Genomic DNA, 4654 nt, shown 5'->3' with positions numbered 1-4654 from the left:
GCCACAGCTGCGGCTGATGCTGGTGGGGATTCTGGACGAGCGGGAGCCGGTTGCGCCGGCCATCCTGCAGGCGTGGAAGGAAGACCCCCGCGTCATACTGACCGGGCGGCGCGAGGATCTGCCGTCGCTGTATTCCGCCATGGATGTGTTTGTGCTTCCCAGCTATCGCGAAGGCCTGCCTGGGGTGGTTCTGGAGGCCTCAGCCATGGAACTGCCTGTTGTGGCGACCGCGGTCACGGGCTGTGTGGATGCGGTGGTGGATGGGGTAACAGGAACACTGGTTCCGCCGCGGGATGTTCCGGCCCTGACGCAGGCGCTGGAGCGCTATCTGTCAGATCCCGCCCTGCGCCACCGTCACGGCCAGGAAGGCCGGGCCTTCATACTACGGGATTTCGGGGTCGGGGAGGTCTGGAACCGGCTTCTAGAAGTTTATCAAGATGTTTCTGGTAGTCAGGATTCCCATCTCTCAGTTTATCCGGCGGACCATGTGTGATGGGGGTCGGACAGCTGTTGTGAATTTCTTTCAGCTGTTTTCGGGTTGTCTGCTCAAGAAGGCCTTTGATATGGGGCATGAAAGATACTCCTGAAAACCCACTGTTCCTGGAGCTTACACTGGAAATATGAAAGCAAAAACAGGTTCCAGCCCATCAGAACCTGTACCGCAGGGCGGCGGAGAATATGTTGGGCTGGTTCTCGAACTCTGCCCGGGTGCGGATTGTACCGGCGGTGAAGGTATCGGTAACATCTACCTCAATGGTTTTATAGAAGACATGGGCATAGCCCAGATCAAACGACACATTGGGGTTGAGATTGTAGGAGGCTCCGAAAGCCAGCCAGATCCGGTCCTCATCCGGGATGCGGGTCGAGCGGCGGCTGTCGACAGTGGGAGTTTCATCCCACTGGGTTCCGGCCCGCAGGGTCCATGTGTCAGTCAGGCTGTATTCAGCTCCCAGCGCGACGGAAAAGGTATCGTCATAGTCCTGTTCGCGCACCGTAGTGGTCGTGGGCGTCTCGACGCGGATTTCCTCAAACCGGCTCCAGTTGAACCAGTTGACCTGCCCCAGGATCTTCAGGTCAGGCGTAATCTGTTGTGAAATGCCAAGGCCGACGATGTCGGGCAGGTTCAGCTCTGCACCGGCATCCGCAACGGTTGTGCCAAGAATGGTACTTACGGTGGCATCCCCCTCGATGTCATGGGTGATCTGTGATCGGTAGTGCAGGCCGATGCTGGTGCCGTCCCACGGCCGCATCTGGACCCCCAGGTTCACGCCAAAGGATATGTCGCTGCCGCTGACTTCGGACGTGGCATCAGGGCCGCCTGTGGGCACGGCGTTGCTCAGCTCGGCCTTTGCATACTGGATATCAATACCTCCGCCCACGGACAGCCAGTCGGACAGGCGGTACGCAACGCTGGGCGCAACGTCGATGGTCAACAGTTCGCTGCGGATGCTGTCATAGCGGCCGAACCATGTGGGCTCATACTCTGTGACGGTTCCGAACGGCGCGGATACACCAAGTCCAACCCACAGGCGGTTGTCTTCTGTAAGAGGCATGGCGGCATAGGCATTGGGGACAAGAGCGGACGTATAATTATGGGAGGAATTGCCGGACACTGCTGTCCCGGAGCGGGTTGTGCCTTCGTTCTCAACCTCAAGGGATGGCACAAGAAAATGCCCGCCGAGGGAGATCTGGGGGCCGCCCAGCTCTGTCATGCCGGCCGGATTGGAATAAACAGTGCTGGCGTCCAGCGGATCAGCGGCCTGTCCCGCAAAGGCCCGTCCCAAGCCTGTCACGCTCTGCTCCTGGATGTAGAAGCCTGCGCCGTATGCGGGCGCGGCCGCTGAAAGAGCCATCACAACGGCAAGAACGGAGGATGAGGAAAGCGTCTGGCGAGTACGGATGGACATGGAAATATCCTCGAGGCAGGACAGGAATGCAGGGAAACAGGACGTTTCCCCTTATGATTGTGCGAAGTATACCCACTTCCCCCAAAAGAGGCAAGGGGAGGGGGTCATGGACAGGCGGGTCCCCTGATTTGTTCCAGCTTTTCGAGAGTAGCCCGGACCTGGAAGGTGCCGTAGTCAAAAACCATGTTGCCCCAGACGCCGTTGTCATAGACCCGGGTTGTGGCCTCATAGTCGGGTACGGCCTGGGTACTGGATGCCGGGAAAAAGGCGAAGCGGACTGGCCAGTATTTTCTGTTACTGACCAGAGGGGATGTGGTTTCCACGACAGGGTCGGTCCGGGGGGGCGAGATCCATGCGCTGATTTCTGTCTCTCCTGCGGTGTCAGAACCGTCGAAGACCTTTCCCGTGAAAAGCTGTTCCCCTTTCTGTGCTGCTTCCAGCAACAGCGCTGTATGCTGTGTGGGGAACAGGATGTCGCCTTCCATGTCGATCTGCCGGGCCTCGGGCCTTGTGAAACGGGCTGTCATGGAGTGCCGCCGTCCGGGGCTGGCCGAGCCTGCGAGAGCCTCATCTGCCTCGCCATTGGTGGCTTTGCGCACATTGAACCGGTAGAGGTCTGCGTCTTTCGATTCCCAGCCGTTGTATTCGTTCCGTGTGCTGATCTCCTCGCCGTCGGCCTGCAGGAAGCGGATGTCAAAGACCTGCTGCGTGATCCAGCCGTCGCAGGAATTCTGAAGTTCATAGGTCATGGTGCCGCTGACGCCCGTAACCATGCTGCCGTTCCTGGCCGATTCCAGGGACAGCCGGTATTCAGCCCTGTGGGGTACCAGCGGGCTGTAATCCGGTGTGTCCGGGTTGCAGGACAGGACCAGCAGGGTTGCCAGAAGGACCCTGGACAGCCTGGAAAAGGGGAGCATGGGTTTCATTCCTTCTCCATTATAGCAGGCCTGCGACGGTGTCCAGAAGGCAGGCGATGTCCTGGTCGCGGGACAGGCGGTGATTGCCGTCCTTGATGAGGATCAGCCGGACATCCGGAGACTCCAGGGCCTGAACCAGCCGGAGGGCCGTTTCCCAGGGCACATCCCGGTCCTGCATGCCCTGCAGCAGGCGGACAGAACAGGGGATACCAAGGGGTTTGTCCAGAACCCGGAGCCTGTTTCCGTCCTCGATCAGGGCTTTTGTGATCGGGTATGGATCGCCCTGGTCGCAGGGGCAGTGGATGATGCCGGCGCGGTCCAGCTCCTGCCTCTGCGCATCCGTCATTGCGCCGGTCAGCAGGTCGTACGTAAAGTCAGGCGCGGCGGCCAGCCCGACCAGGCCTTCGATCCGGTCCGGCCGGCGCAGGGCCAGGTGCAGCATGACCCAGCCGCCCATGGAAGACCCCACGACGATCTGCGGGCCTGCTGTCAGGGTGTCCAGCACGGCCATGGCATCCTCGATCCAGGTGGACAGGGTACAGTCCGTGAATTGCGCGCCGGACTGCCCGTGGCCGCGGAAATCGAACCGGACCAGCGCGCGGCCCTGCTTCCGGCACCAGGTGTCCAGCGCCAGAGCCTTGGCGCCATTCATGTCCGAGCGCAGGCCGTGAAGAAACAGGATGCCAAGGCCGGAGCCTTCCAGTTTTTCAAAGGCAAGATGCGTATCGGCAATTGGCAATCTGTCTGTCATGTTTTATATCCTTGTTGTATGAGTTCTTCCCATATCCCCGGGCCGGAGAAAAGCCCCCCTGATGCAGGAAGACCTGTTGTGCTGCAGGTCATCCCTGGCCTTGTCACCGGCGGGGCCGAGCGCGGCTGCATCGACGTGGCCATTGCCCTGGCGCAGGCCGGTGGAAAACCTCTTGTCGCGTCGGAAGGCGGCCCCATGGTGCGGGAGCTGGAGCGGGCCGGCGTGCGTCATATCGTCCTGCCGCTGGCCAGCAAGAATCCTGTTGTTATCTGGAACAACGCGCGGAAGCTGGAAAGGATCATCCGGGAGAACCGGGTCGATATTATCCACGCCCGCAGCCGTGCTCCGGCCTGGAGCGCATGGCTGGCGGGGCGGCGCTGTGGCGCTGCGTTCATGACCACGTTCCATGCGCCCTATAACTTCGGCAACCGGTGGAAGCGCCTGTACAATTCGGTGATGGCAAAGGGGGAGCGGATCATTGCGGTCTCCGGCTTTGTCCGTGATCATATCGTCAGCAGCTATGGCGTTGATCCTGCGCGTATCCGCATGATCCACCGGGGCGTGGACCTGGACCAGTTTTCTCCGGACAGGGTGCCGGTCACCCGTGTCCTGCAGCTGATGAAACAGTGGAATGTGCCCGAGGACCGGTCGGTGATCATGCTGCCTGGCCGCCTGACCCGCTGGAAGGGGCAGGAAGTCCTGATCGACGCCATCCACCGCATGGGTCGGCAGGATATTTTCTGCCTTCTGGTGGGCGGGGATCAGGGGCGTACAGCCTACCGGCAGGAGCTGATGGACAGGATCCGGACCCTGGGGCTGGGCCACGCGGTCCGGCTGGTGGATCACTGCAGCGATATGCCCGCGGCCTTCATGCTGGCCCATGTTGTCGTGTCGGCCTCCACCGGTCCGGAAGCTTTTGGTCGCGTGATTGCCGAGGCCCAGGCCATGGGCAAGCCGGTGGTGGTGACCAGCCACGGTGCCGTCCGGGAAACCGTGGTCGAGGGCCAGACGGGCTGGGTGGTTCCCCCCGGTGATCCAGATGCGCTGGCCCAGGCGCTGAACGAGGCCCTGTCCATGGA

5 protein-coding genes are annotated in these 4654 nt (G+C 61.2%); 2 read left to right on the top strand and 3 right to left on the bottom strand.

Annotated features, from left to right (window positions below):
- Positions 1-493, top strand: a 493-nt coding sequence (locus M3O22_06905; protein MDP9196474.1) for a glycosyltransferase, incomplete at its 5' end; no start/stop codon positions are given.
- A 154-nt stretch (positions 494-647) separates the two neighbouring features.
- Here M3O22_06905 and M3O22_06900 read toward each other — a convergent pair.
- The 3 genes from M3O22_06900 to M3O22_06890 all read right to left on the bottom strand — a co-directional run bounded on the left by M3O22_06900 (position 648) and on the right by M3O22_06890 (position 3575).
- Entirely contained in the window at positions 648-1907 is a 1260-nt protein-coding gene (locus tag M3O22_06900; protein ID MDP9196473.1) for an OmpP1/FadL family transporter, read from the bottom strand.
- A 104-nt stretch (positions 1908-2011) separates the two neighbouring features.
- Positions 2012-2824 carry a cell envelope integrity EipB family protein gene (locus M3O22_06895; protein ID MDP9196472.1) on the bottom strand — a complete coding sequence of 271 codons (813 nt, stop codon included), beginning with the start codon at positions 2822-2824 and terminating at the stop codon, positions 2012-2014.
- Between the two features lie 19 nt (positions 2825-2843).
- Positions 2844-3575 (bottom strand): alpha/beta hydrolase, encoded by a 732-nt coding sequence (locus M3O22_06890; GenBank protein MDP9196471.1) that lies wholly within the window; start codon positions 3573-3575, stop codon positions 2844-2846.
- A 78-nt stretch (positions 3576-3653) separates the two neighbouring features.
- On the opposite strand from M3O22_06890, the gene M3O22_06885 reads away from it, so the two are divergent.
- On the top strand, positions 3654-4654 hold a 1001-nt coding region (locus M3O22_06885), incomplete at its 3' end, for a glycosyltransferase family 4 protein (GenBank protein ID MDP9196470.1).

The sequence above is a fragment of the Pseudomonadota bacterium genome (assembly GCA_030775045.1).
In the GTDB taxonomy this organism is placed as follows: Bacteria; Pseudomonadota; Alphaproteobacteria; order JALYJY01; family JALYJY01; genus JALYJY01.
The sequence above is the reverse complement of the archived record's forward strand: the minus strand, read 5'-3'. Positions and strand labels throughout refer to the sequence as shown.

What these genes read in the sequence shown, in the direction of transcription:
- M3O22_06900 (MDP9196473.1), bottom strand. Translation starts at nt 1,907, where the DNA reads ATGTCCATCCGTACTCGCCAGACGCTTTCCTCATCCTCCGTTCTTGCC.
- M3O22_06895 (MDP9196472.1), bottom strand. Translation starts at nt 2,824, where the DNA reads ATGCTCCCCTTTTCCAGGCTGTCCAGGGTCCTTCTGGCAACCCTGCTG.
- M3O22_06890 (MDP9196471.1), bottom strand. Translation starts at nt 3,575, where the DNA reads ATGACAGACAGATTGCCAATTGCCGATACGCATCTTGCCTTTGAAAAA.